The sequence below is a fragment of the Clostridium sp. genome, from assembly GCF_021443865.1.
Lineage (GTDB): Bacteria > Bacillota > Clostridia > Clostridiales > Clostridiaceae > Clostridium.
On the sequence record NZ_JABUTB010000030.1, the window covers coordinates 37,285 to 55,185 of the forward strand.

The 17,901-nt window shown below is 28.0% G+C and carries 14 protein-coding genes; all 14 read right to left on the minus strand.

The window, feature by feature from the left end:
- Positions 1-211 precede the first annotated feature (211 nt).
- Positions 212-1,315, minus strand: a complete 1,104-nt coding sequence (locus HUJ77_RS06545; RefSeq protein ID WP_291707772.1) for a BMP family ABC transporter substrate-binding protein — start codon at positions 1,313-1,315, stop codon at positions 212-214.
- Positions 1,316-1,394: 79 nt separating this feature from the next.
- Positions 1,395-2,429 (minus strand): LacI family DNA-binding transcriptional regulator, encoded by a 1,035-nt coding sequence (locus tag HUJ77_RS06550; protein ID WP_291707773.1) that lies wholly within the window; start codon positions 2,427-2,429, stop codon positions 1,395-1,397.
- Positions 2,430-2,736: 307 nt separating this feature from the next.
- Positions 2,737-4,041, minus strand: a complete 1,305-nt coding sequence (locus HUJ77_RS06555) for a pyrimidine-nucleoside phosphorylase (RefSeq protein ID WP_291707774.1) — start codon at positions 4,039-4,041, stop codon at positions 2,737-2,739.
- Positions 4,042-4,054: 13 nt separating this feature from the next.
- The gene (locus tag HUJ77_RS06560; RefSeq protein ID WP_291707775.1) at positions 4,055-5,131 is read right to left on the minus strand and encodes a BMP family ABC transporter substrate-binding protein; all 1,077 of its coding nucleotides are present in this window, start codon (positions 5,129-5,131) and stop codon (positions 4,055-4,057) included.
- Positions 5,132-5,293: 162 nt separating this feature from the next.
- On the minus strand, positions 5,294-6,034 hold the full coding sequence (locus HUJ77_RS06565) for a response regulator (protein ID WP_291707776.1): 741 nt from the start codon (positions 6,032-6,034) through the stop codon (positions 5,294-5,296).
- Positions 6,031-7,794 carry a sensor histidine kinase gene (locus HUJ77_RS06570; protein ID WP_291707777.1) on the minus strand — a complete coding sequence of 588 codons (1,764 nt, stop codon included), beginning with the start codon at positions 7,792-7,794 and terminating at the stop codon, positions 6,031-6,033. Before HUJ77_RS06570 ends, HUJ77_RS06565 begins: the two co-directional genes overlap by 4 nt.
- A gap of 150 nt (positions 7,795-7,944) precedes the next feature.
- Positions 7,945-9,546, minus strand: coding sequence for a CTP synthase (locus HUJ77_RS06575; RefSeq protein WP_291707778.1), 1,602 nt, complete (start codon positions 9,544-9,546; stop codon positions 7,945-7,947).
- A 165-nt stretch (positions 9,547-9,711) separates the two neighbouring features.
- Positions 9,712-10,014 carry a hypothetical protein gene (locus tag HUJ77_RS06580; protein WP_291707779.1) on the minus strand — a complete coding sequence of 101 codons (303 nt, stop codon included), beginning with the start codon at positions 10,012-10,014 and terminating at the stop codon, positions 9,712-9,714.
- A gap of 159 nt (positions 10,015-10,173) precedes the next feature.
- Entirely contained in the window at positions 10,174-10,590 is a 417-nt protein-coding gene (locus tag HUJ77_RS06585; RefSeq protein WP_291707780.1) for a DUF1934 domain-containing protein, read from the minus strand.
- Between the two features lie 144 nt (positions 10,591-10,734).
- The gene (gene spoIIR / locus HUJ77_RS06590; protein ID WP_291707781.1) at positions 10,735-11,346 is read right to left on the minus strand and encodes a stage II sporulation protein R; all 612 of its coding nucleotides are present in this window, start codon (positions 11,344-11,346) and stop codon (positions 10,735-10,737) included.
- 58 nt (positions 11,347-11,404) lie between these two features.
- Positions 11,405-12,247: a 4-(cytidine 5'-diphospho)-2-C-methyl-D-erythritol kinase gene (gene ispE / locus HUJ77_RS06595; RefSeq protein ID WP_291707782.1), complete on the minus strand. Its 843-nt coding sequence runs from the start codon at positions 12,245-12,247 to the stop codon at positions 11,405-11,407.
- Positions 12,248-12,471: 224 nt separating this feature from the next.
- Positions 12,472-15,096, minus strand: coding sequence for a cyanophycin synthetase (gene cphA, locus HUJ77_RS06600; RefSeq protein WP_291707783.1), 2,625 nt, complete (start codon positions 15,094-15,096; stop codon positions 12,472-12,474).
- Positions 15,083-15,913, minus strand: coding sequence for a cyanophycinase (locus HUJ77_RS06605; RefSeq protein ID WP_291707784.1), 831 nt, complete (start codon positions 15,911-15,913; stop codon positions 15,083-15,085). Before HUJ77_RS06605 ends, cphA begins: the two co-directional genes overlap by 14 nt.
- Positions 15,914-16,053: 140 nt before the next feature.
- Positions 16,054-17,637, minus strand: coding sequence for an SPOCS domain-containing protein (locus HUJ77_RS06610; RefSeq protein ID WP_291707785.1), 1,584 nt, complete (start codon positions 17,635-17,637; stop codon positions 16,054-16,056).
- Positions 17,638-17,901 lie beyond the last annotated feature (264 nt).

Here is a 17,901-nt window from a genome sequence, read left to right on the forward strand (position 1 = left end):
AAAAGAGCATGGATTTCTCCTTTTTTAAGCTGCAATGTAATATTATCATTAGCTACAATCCCTGGAAATTCCTTTCGGATATTAAGCATTTCTACTACATATTCCATACAATTCACCGCTTTCTACTTTTATAAATATATGAAAATATCGCAGATATTTAAAAATTAAAAATATATTTATTTTTTAAATACTGCGATAAATTTTAAATAAATTACTTAATTAAATCCCCTTGTTTATCAGATATTGTTATTTTTCCATCTTTAATATCATTAAACACTTCTGCTACCTTATCTTGAGTTTCCTTAGAAAGGTTTGGATTGTTTTCTGGTATACCTACTCCACCTGTTTTTGCATCAAAAGTTAAAGTTTGTCCACCTGGGAATTTTCCATCTAATTCATCTTTGATTATATCAAATGTTGCTGTATCAATTTTCTTCATTGCAGAAGTTAAAATTATTGATTTTTCTCCATCATATACACCTTCTGCATATTGGTCAACGTCAACACCAATTATCCAAGCTTCTTTATTAGCAGTAGCTCTTGCTTTAGCTTCATTAATAGCTCCAACACCAACTCCACCAGCTGCTGTAAATATAGCTTTTACTCCATTGTCATACATAGTAGCTGCTAATTGTTGTCCTGCTGCTACGTTATCAAATGATCCTTGATAAACTACATTTTCTGCTTTAAGACCCATCTTAGTTCCTAAGTTGTCATTTGCATATTTAACACCTTGTTGGAATCCCCAGTTAAACTTTTGAACTGCTGGTATTTCCATACCTCCTATAAAGCCTAGTTCTCCTTCTTTTAATTCAAGAGCTGCTGCAACACCTGCTACGAAGCCAGCTTCTTGTTCTGCAAAGAAAACAGCAACTGAATTTTCGCCAACTTTTTCTTCTCTTTCAGCGCCTTGTTTACCATTGTTTGGTGCACCATCAATAATAACGAATTTAGCATCTGGATATTTATCTTGTGCAGCAAAGATTGCAGTTTCAAATTTGAATCCAGGAGTTACTATGAATTTATATCCTGTATCAAATAAATTTCCTATTTCTTTCATGTAATCAGCTTCTGTAGTTCCTGCTGGTTTAATATAGTTAGTATCTACACCTAACTCTTCCTTAGCCTTTAATATACCTTCCCAAGTTCCTTGGTTGAATGACTTATCGTCTATAGTTCCTGCGTCAGTAACCATACCTACTTTAAAGTCTTTATTCTTGTTAGTATCTGTCGTTCCTTCTTCATTACTTCCACAGCCAATTAAGCCTGTTACCATAAGAGCTGAAAGTGTTAGTGCTATTAACTTCTTTTTCATATATAATCCCTCCATAAAATAATATATAGCAATCTTTGCATTACAAAGAAATGCATCAGTTTTTAATTTTGTCTTACTTCTATATCTTACTCTCTATAAACTTGATTTCTGATCCTCTCAAAATTAGCTTAGGTGGAATATTAATTCTTTTTATTTCGTAGTTTCCATCTTTAGATTTAAAAATGTTTAAAAGTAAATTTATTGAGGCTTCTCCAAGTTCCATAGGGGAATCTTCTATATAAGATATATTAATTCCTACTATATCCATAAGCTCAATTCTATTAAATCCTATTAATGCAATATCATTAGGAATTTTTATCTTCTGCTCCATTAATGCCTTAATCGCACCTAATGTCATTCTGTTACTACATGCTATAATAGCCGTTGGAGAGTCTGCCATTTCTAAAAAGTCTTTTGTTAACCTATACGCTTCTTCTAATTTAAACTTTCCTTCTTTTATATAACTATAATCTATTGAAATATTATTTTCTTCTAATGCTCTTTTATATCCTGTTAATCTGTTTAATGCTGAGCTTGAACTCATTATACCTGTTATTATTCCTACTTTACTATGACCATTTTCTATTAAAGCCTTTGTAGCTAAATATCCACCCTCTACATCATCTACAAATACTCCGCTTAAAGTTATATAGTTTAAATCAGCTGAAACTAAAACTATTGGAATGTTTACACTTCTAATGGCTTCTATAAATTCATCTCTAAATTTTGTATCACCAAAACCCGGAGTCATAATAACGCCTTTTAGTCTATGCTTTTTAATTTCTTCTAAAGCTTTCAATTCACTTTTTATATTATTGTTAGTATTAAATAATATTATGTTCAAATCAACTTCTTCTGCAATTCTACTGATTCCCTTAATTATTTCCCCAAAATAAGAGTTGGTTATATCAGGAACTACTATTCCAATAGTGCTTGTCTCTCTTTTTGACAAGCTTCTTGCTATTGCACTTGGAACATAATTCATTTCTGCTATAATCTTTAATACCTTTTCTCTTGTTTCTTCCTTAACATAGGAAGAATTATTTAATACTCTAGATATAGTTGTAGATGATACACCTGCTTTTTTAGCTATGTCATCTATAGTTACTGCCATGTTATTTCTCCTCATGTTCCACTTATATAAATTAACAAATTTATCCTCCAAGGATAATTATATATCTATTTAATTTAATTATACTAGAGTAAACTTTTAAATAATATAATTTTTAATAAATATCCCAATAAATATTTGATATTTTTGAAATATTGTTAAAATTCTGGTATATTTTTTGATTAATTGATTCTTTATAATACACTTTTTAATATTAGACATCTTGTTTTTAATTGAGTAATCTTAAATGATTTTATCTAATTTTATCCTAATATACTTAAAGCTATTATTAAAATAACACATTTAACATCTATTCTATAATTTTATATATTATCTCTTCTATTCTTGGTTTCTCCTCTTTTAATACATAAGCTGATAAAAGCATATTTTCTGATTCACTTAATTTATTTTTATCACTAGTATAAATAGTTGCAATTATATCTCCTTTATTAATATAATCTCCCATTTTTTTCTTAAGTATTATTCCTGCACCGTAGTCTATAGTATCATCCTTAGTTTCTCTTCCTGCTCCTGCTATTAATGATGCTATTCCTACTTTTTCTGCATCTAGCTCATATACATATCCTTCATCTAAAGACTTTACATCATGTTTTATATCAGCAATAGTAAATAAACTTGTATCTTCTATTACAGATACATCTCCACCTTGATTTACAACTAATTCTTTTAATTTATCTAATGCCTTTCCATTTGCAAGAACTTCTTCAAGAATTTCTCTTCCCCTTGTAATATCAGATTCTATTTCACCTATCTTAAGCATTTGTGCTCCTAATCTTAGACATAATTCTCTTAAATCCTTAGGGCCTCTATTACTTAATACTTCAATTACTTCTTGAATTTCTAAAGCATTTCCAATTGCATATCCAAGAGGTTCTCCATTTAAAGTAATTGCAGCAGATGTATTTCTATTTAATCCCTTTCCTATAGAAACCATAGCATTTGCTAATTTCTCTGCATCTTCCTTTGTTTTCATAAATGCTCCATCACCATATTTAACATCTAGCAATATAGCATCTGAACCAGATGCAATTTTTTTACTCATAATACTTGCTGCTATTAAAGGAATACTATCAATTGTAGCTGTAACATCTCTTAGTGCATATAACTTCTTATCAGCAGGGACTATATTTTGAGTTTGTCCAGCTATAACTAATCCTGACTTATTCACAAAATCTATAAAATTTTTCTTATCAACATTTATATTGAAATTTGGAATTGATTCTAATTTATCTAAGGTTCCACCAGTATGTCCCAAACCTCTTCCTGATAATTTAGCAACTTTTAGTCCAGCAGCTGCTACCATAGGAACTAATATTAATGATGTTTTATCACCCACACCACCTGTACTATGTTTATCTGCTTTTATACCATTAATTTCACTTAAATCAACAACATCTCCTGATTTAATCATTGCCATTGTAAGATTAACAGTTTCTTCATCATTTAATCCATTTATGTATATAGCCATAAGAAGAGATGATGCTTGATAATCAGTTATCTCCCCTTTAGTATATCCACCGATAAAAAATTCTATTTCCTCTTTACTTAATTCTTTACAATCTCTTTTTTTAGCTATTATGTCGTAAGCTCTCATAGCAACCCCTCCATTATTTAATAATATATTTATTTTCATTAGTCCAAATATTAAGTTCTTCCTTTGTTTTTGGTATAAATAATTTTTCTTCAACAATTTTATATTTTATATCATTAACAATTTTCATTATGCTTGGATCTAATTCGACTTCTGATCCTTCTCTTGTAATATCAATAATCCCTTCCTTTAGCCCTGAATAATGAACTCCGTCATTCCAGCTATTATCTTTAATGTATTTAATTTCATTAAAAACTATTTCATTCATATATCTAGTAGAAGTGGCTATTATAATACTTGGGTCAAAGAAATTTTGATTTTCATCCACTCCAAAAGCATAGGCTTCTGATTCCTTTGCTGCAGCAAACACACCAAGTCCAGAGGCTCCTGCTAAATGTTGAATATATTTAGCTCCTTTACTGTACATTAAAAGTGTTATCTCTTTAGCTTTTAATGGGTTTCTGAAATCATTTACTACTGCAGTTATAACTTCCCCTTCTGGAAATATATATTTATATCCAGCTTCAAATCCAATAGCACCTTCTCTAAGATGGGGGACTTCCATTCCTAGTACAACTCCAGCTTTATTTATATTCCCTGTTTTCTCATATTCCATTTTACTTAATAATCCAGCAATTACTCCATTTAAAAAGGCTTGTTCTTCCCATCTAGTATAAATGGAACTAATATTCTTCATGTCTAATTTAGAATCTATTAATGTAAATTTTTGATTAGGATATTCATTTGAAACCGCTTTCACATCATGTTCTTGTTCAGGCCCTACTGCAATAATCAATTGATAATCCATAGTTTTTGCAAATTCTAAAATACTCTCTTTATATTTTTCAGGTTGAATTGGTTCTGCATAATCAAACTCTATATTAAGTTCTTCTTGTGCCCTTAATAATCCATCATAAATCAAATCATTAAATGATTTATCACCCAATCCACTTCCAGTGAAAACAACTGCTATTTTTATAGGCCTTTTAGATTGATTTTCAAGCTTTTTATTATTAATAAAATTTATTGATACTACAGAAAATAATATTAAAAATACTGAAGCTATTAATATCATATAGCTTGTCTTTTTCATTTATTCTCCTTTTCAATAAAAACAAATTAAACTGCTTGTTTTTATTATACATAAATTAATTATTCCTTTATATAAATAAAATTGATAACAAATGTAATTATTTACTTCTTTAATGATAAAATATTGACTTTTCATATAATTTCTTGATATTTACATTTAATTTTACATTCTATCATCCTCTGGAGATGTTCCCATGTACTTCTTATAATTTTTAGAAAAATAACCTGGATTAGCATATCCCACTTCCATAGCTATTTGTGATATTTTCATATCTGTTCCCTTTATTAATTCTTTAGCTTTATTCATTCTATATAAAGTTAAATAAGTACTAAAGTTTTCTCCAACTTCTTCTTTAAATAATCTTGAAAAATACTCATGGGATAAATAAATATGCTTGGCAACATCTATTAAAGAAATATGGTTACTATAGTTTTCTTCTATATATTTAATAGATTTTTCTATAGTTTTAGAATATTTCTTTTTATTATCTTTTTTATTAACTATATGTACATCACTATCAATTTCTTTTTCTTTTATCTTTTCATCTATCCTAAATAATAGTTCTTTTATTTCCTTAGGTCTAATTTCAGACTTTATTAAATATTCATAGGCACCAAAACTAATTGCTTCTTTCGCATAATTAAATTCAGCAAAATTAGTTAATATTACTATAAATACATCTGGCATTATATCTTTTATTTTTTTCGAAAGTTCTAACCCATCCATAATAGGCATTTTTATATCTGTTATAATTACATCAGGCCTAAATTTTAAGGATAGGTTATAAGCTTCTTTACCATTATTAGCACTTCCTATTAACTCAAAATCATCTGAAACATTTTTTATTGTATAACTTAACCATTCTCTTATAGGAGACTCATCTTCAACCACTAAAATTTTCATCTAATTTCCTCCTTTTTAGGTAAAATGTACTTAACATTTGTTCCTTTTCCCTCTTCGCTTATTATTTCTATTCCATAGTCTTTTCCGTAATTTAATTGTATTCTTTCATGTACATTAATTAATCCAACCCTATTAATTGCCTCCTTATTATTAAAAACATTATTTATTTGCCTATCGCTCATACCCTTTCCATTATCTTTAACATCAATAATTATCTTTTCTTTCTTACTATAAGATATTATACTAATTTCACCTTTCTTTCCTTCATTATCAATGCTATAAAAGATTGCATTTTCTACTACTGGTTGCAATATTAATGCTGGAACTTTAATGTTCTTTATACTTTCTTCTATAGATATATCTACAGTAAATAAATTTGGATATCTTATTTTCTGTAGTTCTATATATGCTATTATAATTTCTATTTCTTCTTGTAAAGTAATAAGCTCACTTGCCTTTGGTAATATATTTCTTAAAAGTTTAGTAAACTTAAATAGCATTTCTTCTGCTTCCTCATTTTTATTCATAGATACTAAAAATCTCACTCCACTAAGGGTATTGTATAGAAAATGAGGATTTATTTGAGCTTGTAAAAAGCTTAGTTCAGCTATACGTTTTTGTTTCTCTTGTTCTTTTATTTCTTCTATGGATTCTTCTAACCATTTAATCATATTATTAAAGGATTCTTCCAAATTTCCTATTTCATCATTTCTATCAACTTCTACTTTTAAATTTAAATTTCCATTCATTACTTCTTTCATAATATTTTTCATATTAATTACCGGCTTAGTAATCCAAACTGAAAGCTTGTATATTATTATAAATGAAACTATTATAACAAGTATTAAAGTTAATATAAATTTTTCTGTAATTTGTTTTATAGGCTGTTTTATTACATTTGATGGTATTTCCTCTATTATGGACCACCCATACTTATCCAAAGTGGACTCCATTTTTATATAATTATTATTTTCTCTTCTAATTACTGAATACCATTCATGTTCATCCATATATTCTTCTTTTTGTATATCACTAAAATAATTTTTACCTATTAATCTTTTATCTTTACTTGAAATTACACTTCCTTTTAAATCAGTTATATAAACATTTCTACCGTCTTTAATTATTTTATTATACCTATCAAATAACATTTTTTCACTTATATCCATTATAAGTACGCCTAAGGTTTCTCCAGTAATTAAATTATTAATAGATCTTCCCATTCTAAAAATAGATTTAAAGGGACCAATTCCATTTTCATCTTCAAAGGTACTTAATAAAACAGTTTTCCCATTAGCCTTTACTATTTCATTATACCAACTTTCATTTTTTATAGATTCCATAGTATATTTGTTTTTAGAATAAGTACTAGAATTAAAATCGTTTTCAGAAACTATATAAAGATCCGGTTTCATATACTTTCCATATTTCCATACTTGCTCATTTAGAAGAACTTCAATATAATTTTCTAAATTAATAGTTTCTTCTGTTCTATTTATTACATCTTCCTTGGAAATAGTCAAAGCACTATTTAATTTATTATCCTCCACAATATTATTGCCTATATCCTCTATATCAGATAGAAAAATAGAAATATTATCTGCAACTTCATCTAATATTTCACTGTTAAGTCTTCCCATCTCAGCTTGTACCACTTTGTTAGTATCTTTTATTGACCATCCTCCAATTACTATTGATATAGTAATTATAAAAGTTGTTAGAAGCAAACAAAGTTTGGTTGTTATACTTTTTATTTTCATAGTTAATTCCTCTTTATTAATATAAATATAGTAACATTTTACTAAAGTTAATATACTTAGTCTATTATTTAATATCATCTTTTTATTATTTTTAAATAATAAAAAAAGAAGCGACTTAATCGCTTCTTAAATTTATATACATCAAAATATTTATTTTTCTTGTAAAGCTGCATTTATTAATCCTACAAATAAAGGATGTGGTCTATTTGGTCTAGATTTTAATTCTGGATGGAATTGAACAGAAACATACCATGGATGATCTTTTACTTCAACTATTTCTACTAATCTTCCATCTGGACTAGCCCCTGTAATGCTCATTCCAGCATCTGTAATAGCTTTTCTATATTCGTTATTAAACTCATATCTATGTCTATGTCTTTCATAAATCAGGTTTTCTTCATAAACATCATAAGCTGTACTGTTTTCATCTAACTTACAAGGATAAAGTCCTAATCTCATAGTTCCACCTAAATCTTCAATATCCTTTTGATCTGGCATTATATCTATAACTGGATATTTTGTATCCTTATCAATTTCAGCACTGTTAGCACCTTCATAACCTAATACATTTCTTGCAAATTCAATTACTGAACATTGCATTCCAAGACAAATACCAAGGAATGGCTTCTTATTTACTCTAGCGTATCTTATAGCTTCAATTTTACCTTCAATTCCTCTGTCTCCAAATCCACCTGGAACTAATATACCTTGACAATCTGATAATAGTTCATCACTATTTTCTTCAGTAACATCTTCTGCATTAATCCATTTAATTTCTATGTTGGAGTCATTAGCTAATCCTCCATGATTTAAGGCTTCTACTATAGAAATATATGCATCATGTAATTCAACATATTTACCTACTAATGCGATTTTAACATTTTCCTTTAAGTTTTTAACCTTTTTAACCATTTCTATCCATTCAGTATTATCTATATCTCTACAACCAAGCTCTAGTTTTTCACAAACTAATCTATCTAGGCCTTCTTTATGTAACATAAGAGGTACTTCATATAAATGTTCTGCATCTAGATTTTGAATAACGCATTTTGCTTCTAAATTACAGAATAATCCTATCTTTGCTTTTAAATCATCTGATAATTCCTTTTGAGATCTACAAACTATTATATCAGGTTGAATACCAATACTTCTTAATTCTTTTACAGAATGTTGTGTTGGTTTAGTTTTAAGTTCTCCAGCCTTTCCTAAGTACGGAACTAATGTAACATGAATAAAGCATACATTTTCTCTTCCAACTTCATATTTTATTTGTCTAATTGCTTCTAAAAATGGTTGAGATTCAATATCTCCTACAGTTCCACCAATTTCAGTTATTACTACATCTACCTCTTTTTCCTTTGATACTCTGTACACTCTTTCTTTAATGGCATTAGTAATATGAGGAATAACTTGAACCGTTCCACCTAAGTATTCTCCTCTTCTTTCTTTAGATATTACAGACCAGTAAATTCTACCTGTAGTAACATTATTATTTTGACTTAAATTTTCATCTATAAATCTTTCATAATGTCCTAAATCTAAATCTGTTTCTGCTCCATCATCAGTAACAAAAACTTCTCCATGCTGGTATGGGCTCATAGTACCTGGGTCTACATTTAAATATGGATCAAACTTTTGTATGGAAACCTTTAATCCTCTATTCTTTAATAATCTTCCTAAAGATGCTGCCGTTATTCCTTTACCTAAAGAAGATACAACTCCTCCTGTTACAAATACATACTTAGTTTTCATAATATTCCTCCAAAAAAATAAACTTTATTTATTTTCTTGACACTAATCCCCCTATTTGTTATAATCATAATTACCTCACTATTTATGATGGGTTTATAATGCCTAAATTCAATAAGTGTTATAATATCATAAAATAGTATAAAAATCTAGCTTTTTTTATCATTTTTAAATAATCTTATTTATATCATCTTCAATTTCACAATACATTTCTCTAAACTCTTTGTTAATTAGAAACTTTTCTTCTGCTTTATCCATATTATATTTAATACTTTTATCATTAATTATATTTAATATTTCTTTAACCTTATCCTTTTGAAGGCATTTATAATTTTTTAATAGCAATAAAAAAACATATTTATTTTCTTTCTTTTTTAAAATTTCATTTATTTCCTTTACTTCAATGCCTAAATAAGAAGCTAATACATTCATAACTATAGTAACTTTATCAAGTTTATCATCACAATTCATAATACATTCCCCCATCGTTTTTCTATATTATTTCCAACAACTTTTAAAGTTATTCATTAATATTGAAATTGAACAAGGTAATATCTTCTTAAATAATAAAAAAAGTGTAAAACACTATTATCTAATAGATTTTTACACAATTTAAATTTATAATTCAATTTAATTAGTTTTAACATTTACCGAAAGTTTATTTATAATTGGTGGTTGACCTGCAAGCTCCATAGAATATTCTGCTGTTATCTTGCCGCCATTCTCATCAATATTTACATTTAAATCCTCTGTGTGAATTTGTAAATCCAAGACTCCATATGGAGTATTATATAAAGATACAGAAGTTTCGCCCTTTTTAAAATCCATTTTAGCACTAACGTTTCCTTCTCTCTCCAGAACCAACTTATCATTTAATATAGTCAAAGTTGTTGTCGTTCCACTCATTCCAGATAATTCCGTTTCTTCATATATAGCCTTAAAACCACCTTCAATTACAGAAAACTCTCCTGGAGTTACTACTTCTATTATATCATCCTTATCCAAATCATTAAAACTTCTCAAAGATATAATTGCTTTTTTATTCATATAAATTCATAGATAAAGTTTAATTAAACCCTTTATCTACATTCCCTCCTTCCATATCATTATGTAATCTATCTAACTATAGCATTATAGGACTACTCATTATTTATATCATATAGTTAAAATATAATAAAGGATTAATATAATTTATTTTCCGAATAATATTTCGAATATCTTAAATTTAAATTTAATCTTATTATTAATCTTTTCTTTTTCATCAATGCTTTTTACAACTTCGCTTGAATCTATAGCTTCTTTAGTCCCATCAACAAAACAAAGAGGAGGAAACATTACACACCACCAATTTTCTCCCTTAGCATCTCCTATGAGAATTCTATATGCTTCATATTCACCTTGCGGAAATACTACATCACCATAAATCTTATCTGGGAAATTTTCTTTTGATAGAGTGCTTGTAACATTATAACTATATCCATTTTCATTTATAATAGCCTTAGCTATATCTTCCATAGTACTTTTATTATCAATAATAAACTGTCTTGATTCATCCAAACTCTTACTTTCTCTTAAATTGTTAGCTACAAACTCAATAACCTTATCACGAACTTTCAATTTCAGAGATTGATCCTCTTCAGTATTACTATTTGCAATTACATGAAATCTAATTATTTTATCAGCTATATCTTCATAAACTAATTCTTCAGTAGAACTAGTATCCTCTAATATTTTACTGCTTGTACAACTATATAAATTTAAAACACATATTAACAACAAAAATATACAAATTTTATTCTTCATATTAAAACCTCCTCATAGCTATAATTATTGCCAAAATTAGGAGGCTTATACTTATTTTTTATATTGTTCTTGTGATAAATACATCATTATATTTAGATCTCATTTTTTCAAAGCACTTTTGTGCTTTAAGCATATCATCAAAGAATGCAAATACAGTTGGTCCACTTCCACTCATCATAGTACCAATAGAACCTGAATTCTTCATTTCTTCTTTTATACTTATCAGTATTTTATGTTTCCTTAATGTAACATTCTCTAATAAGTTTTTCATATTATTTGCAACTAATCTCAAATCATTTTCTTCAATTGCCTTAATTAAAACATCAGTATTAGGGTGACTTCTTGCTTTAGTTAAATCGAATTCTTGATAAACACTCTTAGTGGACACACCAAATGGTGGTTTAACTAAGACTAAAATCTTATCTTTAAAGTCTTTTAATTTCGTTACTTCTTCCCCAATTCCTTTACATAAAGCAGTGCCACCTTTTATACAATAAGGAACATCTGCCCCTAGCTGTAATCCAAGTCCCATTAATTCTTCATCACTTGCATTAATGTCAAAGATTTTATTCATAGCCTTTAATACAGCTGCTCCATCTGTGCTTCCACCTGCTAATCCTGCACATACTGGAATATTCTTATTTATATTTATGCTAACCCCGCTATTTATCTGATATTTTTCCATAAATAACCTAGCTGCTTTATAGGCTAAATTCCTTTCATCTGTAGGAACATATGGTTTATTGCATTTAATAGTAATATCTTTATTTTGTTTTTCTATGTTTAACTCATCATATAAATCTATAGATTGCATTATCATTTCTAATAGATGATAACCATCTTCTCTTTTCCCAATTACATCTAAGGATATATTAATCTTAGCATAAGCCTTAATTCTCATACTCGTATTTCCTTTCAAACAAAATTTTAAAATGGTGCTGCTAATATTGTTATTTCAATAATAAAATATTAAATTAAAGAAGAAACTCCTTAAGGAGTTTCTAAAAATCTATTTTTAATAATTATATTTTAACTTATAACTTCTTAATCTTTAGCTATTTTTAACAGCTCCATTTTTTTATTATATATTTTTTTAATAACATAGTAAACCAAAATACAACTATTTTAATTTAACGCTTCATATCTAGTCTCATCATTTTCATTATAAAGTCTATTACGTTCTTCAATTACCTTTATTAAAGGTTTCATATTTTCAAAGAAAACTACAATATAATCTCCTTCTTTAGCCATACTGATAGCTTTAATCAAAGCATCCTCTTCATTTAATATAACTTCATGCTTTATATTTTTGTTTTCTTTCAATAACCCCTTTACTATCAAATCAGCTATTTCCCCTTTATTTCTTCCCCTTAAATCTTTATCTTCTTTAACTATTGTATAATCTAAGAACTTAGCACATATACTTCCAATCTCTAAGACTGATTCATCTTGTCTATCTCCTGGTATACCTACTACTCCATAAAGCCTTCCAGTATTTAATTCTTTCAAAGCTGTAAGTACAGCAGTATATCCATCTGGATTATGGCCATAATCCAAAACTATATTTATTCCATTTACATTATAATGATTAAATCTTCCGGCATTTTCTTTTGAATTTAACTTATATGTTGTTATGCCATTTTTAATCATACAATAATCTATATTCATGGCAACCAATGCTGCTGTTGCTGATAAAATATTTTCAACATTAAATTTTAATTTTCCATTTAAAGTAATTGGAATTTCATTAACTTTACATAGTAAAATCTTTTTATTTTCATTTAATACCACAACATCTTCATTTTCTATATATACATATATATCATCACTATTATTATTCTTTAAAACTTCATTTTTAGCATTAAGAGTGAAAAAGACTTTTTTTGATTTTATTCGGTCTAAAATGCTCATACTCCATTTATCATCTGCATTTATTACTACATAGCCATTTTCTTTAACAGCTTCTCCCACTAAAGATTTCACCTTACAAAGATCCTCCATAGAGTTTATTCCATCAATCCCCAAATGATCTTCTCTGATATTTGTTATGACAGCCACATCCGCCTCTTCATAAGCCAAACCTCTTCTAATAATTCCACCTCTGGCAGTTTCTAATACTGCCACATCTACATCCGGATTTAATAAAATAGATCTAGCACTATCAAATCCAGTATCATCTCCACTATCTATACATTCATTATTTACAAAAATCCCACTACTATTTGTCATTCCAATGCAGTATCCCATTTTTGATAAGGTGTGACTTATTAATCGTGTGGTAGTTGTTTTCCCATTAGTCCCTGTAATAGCTATAACAGGAATATTATAAGGTTTACCATTATACATCATATTTACAATTTCTTTTGCAATATTTCTACTGCTACCTCTACTAGGATTAATATGCATCCTTAATCCAGGTGCAGCATTTACTTCCATTATTATTCCACTATTAGATAATGGTTTAGATATATCTTCACTACAAATATCTATACCGCATATATCTAATCTCAGGGCCTTTGCAGTTCTTATACATAAATCAATATTTTCTTTACAAATTTCATCTGTACAATCTATAGCTTCTCCTCCAGTAGATAAATTAGCATTTCTTCTTAAAGATACTTTATCTCCTTCTTCTAATATATCCATCAAGGATTTACCTTGCATAGCAATGCAAGTAAGAACTTCCTCATCTATTTTTACTTTTGTTAGCGGTTTCTCATGATCATCTCCACGCAATGAATCTTCATTTAATTCATTAACAAGGTCAAGTATTGTATCTTTTCCATTACCAATTATAAACGGTGGAATTCTAAGTGAAACTGCAACAACCTTATAATTAACGACACAAACCCTATAATCATTACCTTTATAATACTTTTCAATAATTAAATCTTTAAATTTATCTTTTAACTTTTTATATGAATTTAATAATTCTTTTTCATTTTTTATATTTAAAATTACCCCATTGCCCTTATTCCCATATTGTGGCTTAAGAACTACAGGATAACCAATTTCTTCTGCTTCTTTTAATAAATTAATTATGTTTTGGACTTTACTCCCTCTAGCAACAGGAATGTTGTGAATTTTTAATAATTCTTTTGTGATTAGCTTATCACAAGCTATATCAACTGATACGCACTTAGTATCATAACCTATAGAATTCTCAATTATTTTACCTTGCTTTCCATACCCTATTTGATAAAAGTCTTCACTTCCAAAATCAATTACTGGAAGACCAATTTCTTTGGCATAATCACAAATAGACTTAGTACTAGGCCCTGAAATCTCATCTCTTAATACTTCTTTTAAAAAATCTATTCTTTCCTCATAATTAATAGGAATCTTCTTTATCAAAGAATTTACAATATCAATGGCTAATCTAGCTACTTCAATAGCTGTATTCTCATAAATATATTGAAAAATAATATAATAATGATCATCTTTAACTTCTCTTGCCTTACCATAAGCAACATCTATTCCTATTTTATTTTGGATAGCTATTATTATATGTTCACATATATGTGCTAAATATGTTCCTTCATTAAGTCTTTTTATAAATCCTTCATCTTCATCAATTCCACATCTATGACTTCTTAATTCTGGAATCATATTAACCAAATTAAAATTAAAATCTTCAATATATTTACTTGGTGTTTCACAATAACCCTCTAAATCAACATCAAGTCTTATACACTTTTTATGGGAATAGATATTCTTACCTTTAAAGACCTTAGTCTCAGTTACTTTCATTTTTAAATTTATCCTCCTCAAAAGGCTTCTTAATTAGGAGATTATACTTATCTCCTTCTTTTAGTACATGTAAATTAACATTAAACATACTTAATACTTCATCATAATTTTGTTCAGATACGTTACTATAAGTAATATTTCTAGCATCTAAAAAGTATACTGCTCCACTCCCTATTACTTGAGCATCTCCATTATCTCTAACTAAAAGCGCAGTATCTTCGTCTATACCTATACCTAATACTTCTGGGTTCTGTGCAATTCCAGTTAATAATCTTCCTATTCTTCCTCTTTGAGCAAAATGTTGATCTATCATAACACCTTCTATTAACCCTAATCCCGGTGCCATTTTTAAAGTGCATTTTCTTGGAGATTCATCATCTTCACCTTTAACTACCATAGTCTCACTCATCACTGAGGCACCTGCAGAAGTACCAACCATTATGCATCCATTTTGTATAGATTCTTTTAAGGCATCATAAATTAAAGTACCTCCAAGTAAGCTAGTTATTCTTAATTGGTCACCACCTGTAAAAAATATAAGAGATGCCTCTCTTATTGAATCGATATTACTTGAAATTAAAGAATCATCTCTAGTTTCAATATTTAATCCTTTAATATTTTTTACTCCTAAGCCAGTGAAAATTTTTCTATACTTTTCAAAAGCTTCTTTAGGATATTCTGTAGCTACAGTAGCAATCACTATAATATCTTCTTCTTTATTAATGGAGTTGCATACTTTTTTAAGGATATCTTTATCTCCTTCCTTATCTTCTGCTCCTCCTATAATAATTAGGTCTCCTTTTATTTTTTCTGCCATTTTCTCACCTCTTATCATGCATTTCTTATTTTATCCATGAAAAGTTTATATTATTCATATGAAATTGTTGATATAATTTTAAGCAGACTGTATATAAAACCACAATAAAATAAGGAGCTGTCTAAACAGCTCCTATATTTTTAGAATATAGCTCTTCCCGGAATTATAAGTTTACATCCTGGTCTAATCTTTTCTTCTTCATTTAAATCATTTAATTTTTCTAATTCAGCAACAGTAGTATTATACTTCTTTGCTAAATCCCATAAAGTTTCTCCTTCACCAACTACATATATAGTTACAGATGCTTTTTTCTCTTTTAGTTCTCCAGAACCTTCAACAATATCCTTTATATAGTCTTTATTAACTTTATAGTATGATTTTATATTTAGACCAACTGTTGCTCTAACAGAAACTGCATTACCTTCTATATTAGTATCTATATTTTCTAAATAAGGACTTATTATAAGGTTCATATCCTTTTTTAAACCTTTAATATCTATAGTTGTATTAAAAGGAATATCTCCATTTAGTATTCCATAATTCAATTCTTCTCCAGCGAGTCTATAAATTATATTAGTCTTAACTACACCTTCTACTTTCACTCTTTCATCTTCAACTATCTTATCTTTTATTATAGGATGCCCAGTAACTGCTACCACTTCTCCTATTCTTTCTTCTTTATTATCAATATCAAAAATGTCTTTAGCTGTTACTTCAGAATTTAATATAGAATGAATTAAAGTAAATTCCTTATTACCATTTACTAATTCTATATTCATTGTTGGTGAATATGCATCCTTTAAAATCTCTACCTTATCATTAGAGTATACTTTAACATTTCCTTTTACTAAAAATTCTACGTTAACTACTCTATTTTCACCAACATCATCTAAATTAACTGCATGTTGCTCATCAACTACCATTAATTCTAGAACACTAATCATATCTCCACTTATTCCTGGTAACTCTTCTTCTCTTGATAAATAAACATCATCTTCTAAAGCTTCAAGTTCTTTATTATCTCTTCCCTTATAAAGTATAGATATTTTACAATAACATCCAATATATGCTTTTCCTTCTACTACCTTAACTTCTTTCTTATGAAGATTCATAGAGCATTTTAGGATTTCATCTATTTCTGGTTTATCCATAGTTACTTTAAGCATGGATTTTCCCATAAAGTCAATATCCTTATCTCCTTTTACTCCATTTAATACCTCTTCTTCTTTTTTAACTTGAACATCATCTTTTCCTTCAATATCTTTTACATATTCAAATTCTCCGATTTTATGAATCTTCCATCTTAATACTATCAATCCACTTATTCCAACTTTTCTTTCATTCATCCAATTTGCTTCAATATGTTCTACATCGCACTCAACATTGCATACTATATTATGTTCATCATTATTAAGATCTAGATAATTTGAGAACTTATCATTAAAGACAACTGCATGTATCTTGTTAGCTGGAGAATCTGAAATTGATTCATCCTTAGATAAATAAAGAACAATATAATCTAAATTTCCTTCTACAATAACTTTATCTCCTACGATTTCTTTATTAGTTATTGTAGCTTTAACATCTATCCCTAATACTTCTTTCATATCAGGATATTGTGAATCTCTTAATAAATGCTCTCCTTTTATAGGTTGATTAACTGAGCCTTCCCTTAGTAATTGTTCGTACCTAATACTTTCTCTTATAACATCTATTTGTGACATGTAATCCCTCCTACATAATTCCTATTAATAAATATATTTCTAACCATATATAATTATTCGAAAATTATCTTATTGTTTCTAAAAGAAAGTTTGCAAATTTCAACAATTATCTTACTCAATTTTACATAAAAGGTTAATTTAATCAACCAATTGTCGAATTATCCATATAAAAATACTTATTTTCATTTTTTCTCTATTTTTTTTAAATAATATGTTGACATTACTCATAATATGTCGTATTATAAATATGGTTATTGACCATAT

Bases quoted from the DNA above. Each gene is read 5' to 3' on its own strand.
- HUJ77_RS06610 (WP_291707785.1), bottom strand. From the start codon at position 17,637: ATGTCACAAATAGATGTTATAAGAGAAAGTATTAGGTACGAACAATTA.
- HUJ77_RS06545 (WP_291707772.1), bottom strand. From the start codon at position 1,315: ATGAAAAAGAAGTTAATAGCACTAACACTTTCAGCTCTTATGGTAACA.
- cphA (WP_291707783.1), bottom strand. From the start codon at position 15,096: ATGAAAGTAACTGAGACTAAGGTCTTTAAAGGTAAGAATATCTATTCC.
- HUJ77_RS06580 (WP_291707779.1), bottom strand. From the start codon at position 10,014: ATGAATTGTGATGATAAACTTGATAAAGTTACTATAGTTATGAATGTA.
- HUJ77_RS06585 (WP_291707780.1), bottom strand. From the start codon at position 10,590: ATGAATAAAAAAGCAATTATATCTTTGAGAAGTTTTAATGATTTGGAT.
- spoIIR (WP_291707781.1), bottom strand. From the start codon at position 11,346: ATGAAGAATAAAATTTGTATATTTTTGTTGTTAATATGTGTTTTAAAT.
- HUJ77_RS06565 (WP_291707776.1), bottom strand. From the start codon at position 6,034: ATGAAAATTTTAGTGGTTGAAGATGAGTCTCCTATAAGAGAATGGTTA.
- HUJ77_RS06550 (WP_291707773.1), bottom strand. From the start codon at position 2,429: ATGGCAGTAACTATAGATGACATAGCTAAAAAAGCAGGTGTATCATCT.
- HUJ77_RS06570 (WP_291707777.1), bottom strand. From the start codon at position 7,794: ATGAAAATAAAAAGTATAACAACCAAACTTTGTTTGCTTCTAACAACT.
- HUJ77_RS06555 (WP_291707774.1), bottom strand. From the start codon at position 4,041: ATGAGAGCTTACGACATAATAGCTAAAAAAAGAGATTGTAAAGAATTA.
- ispE (WP_291707782.1), bottom strand. From the start codon at position 12,247: ATGAGAATTAAGGCTTATGCTAAGATTAATATATCCTTAGATGTAATT.
- HUJ77_RS06575 (WP_291707778.1), bottom strand. From the start codon at position 9,546: ATGAAAACTAAGTATGTATTTGTAACAGGAGGAGTTGTATCTTCTTTA.
- HUJ77_RS06605 (WP_291707784.1), bottom strand. From the start codon at position 15,913: ATGGCAGAAAAAATAAAAGGAGACCTAATTATTATAGGAGGAGCAGAA.
- HUJ77_RS06560 (WP_291707775.1), bottom strand. From the start codon at position 5,131: ATGAAAAAGACAAGCTATATGATATTAATAGCTTCAGTATTTTTAATA.